Annotated in this window: 1 protein-coding gene; it reads right to left on the bottom strand. The window is 29.6% G+C overall.

Going from position 1 to position 1483, the window contains the following annotated elements; translation table 11 throughout:
• Nucleotides 1-36: 36 nt before the first annotated feature.
• A complete protein-coding gene (locus HMPREF2629_RS08910) occupies nt 37-1353 on the bottom strand; it encodes an ISL3 family transposase (RefSeq protein ID WP_049419732.1) in 1317 nt (438 codons plus the stop codon).
• Nucleotides 1354-1483: the final 130 nt, after the last annotated feature.

Below are 1483 nucleotides of genomic sequence, written 5' to 3'. Positions count from 1 at the left end.
TACGTCAAATCGGACTGATGAGTCCAAATATTGAGATTAAGCAACCTTAAGTTGTTTAATCTCTTTTTTTGTTGTTGAGGCAAATAGTCGCGAAGTTATAATAATTCGATTACGCAAATTATCATAATTTCTATAACCAAAAGATACCCTTTTAATGAGTTTGATTTTATTATTAATTCCTTCTAACGGACCGTTGGTCAGGTTAGAATATGTCATAGTATTTTCAATGAAAGCTGCTAATCGTCTTAAAGTTCTAATGACTGGGCGTAATTTAGGACACACATCTGAAAGATGAATAGAAAAGAGTTTATGATTAAATTTCTCTATTTGATTTTCTTTTAATAATCTTCTTAGCTCATGAACGTAGTGATATGTATTAAATAATTCTACATCTACACCTAATAAGTAATTTATAATGCTTTTTTCGGTTTTCCACTCTTTAAATAAATGGACTTTATGATAATTAAATGTTTCTAGCATTTCAAAAGGTTTAAGAAATAGTTTCCAATAACTTTTATATTTATTATAAAGCGGTCTATTAGAGATTCTATAACTATTCATTACATGAACTCTAGACATATTTAACGCTCGATTTAAAGATTGAACAATATGAAAACGATCAATAATAATCTTCGCGTTAGGAAATAATTGTTTGATTAGTGACATATATGGTTCATACATATCAATCGTTACTGTTTTGACTTTTTGTCTGAGTTTTAAAGAATAGCGATAAAAATGATCTTTAAGCGATTTCAACTTACGATCCGCTACCACATCTACGATGCGGTGCGATACAGCATCTGCATAAATAAAGCTCATTTTTCCTATAACATTTTTAACACTTTTAAATTCGTCCATCATTAAGTGTTCAGGTAGAGCATCAAAAGAAGACTGACCTACGTCGCTTGCCGCTTGATTAATCACTCTAGACACAGTCATTGATGATACTAAGCATGACTTAGCGATAGATTTTTGAGACCGGTATTCTTGTGCTTTATCTAAAACTGCAAGTTTTGTTTTATTAGAAATAAAACAATGAGCGTCGACAATATTAGATTTAGCAGTAAAATGACTGTCACATGATTTACAATAAAATCTTTGTTTTTGAAGTTCTAAATAAGCGGGCATTTCCATAATTTTAAGTAAAGTAATCGTTGAGGTTTTCTTACCATTTTTTACTATAGAGAAATTTTCATTTTTAGTTGAACAATTTTCACAATGTGTAGGTTGATAAGTGAGCTCGGCATAGTAAAACAAGCTCATTCGTCCTTTATGTTTTTTCTCAATCACTTTATCTGAAAAATTTAGATTTTTATCTTTAATTCTTAATGTATTTAATATAGACTTACACATAGGCGCATTACCTTTCTTTTTTATTTTGTGTGGTAACTAATAATTATAGAGGTAATTGCGCCATTTTTGTATTCAAACATAAAAATTGGACTGATGATTTTTAGTCATCAGTCCAATTTATTATAGAGCC

This window comes from Staphylococcus sp. HMSC034C12 (assembly GCF_001835895.1).
Taxonomy (GTDB): domain Bacteria; phylum Bacillota; class Bacilli; order Staphylococcales; family Staphylococcaceae; genus Staphylococcus; species Staphylococcus hominis.
The sequence above is the reverse complement of the archived record's forward strand: the minus strand, read 5'-3'. Positions and strand labels throughout refer to the sequence as shown.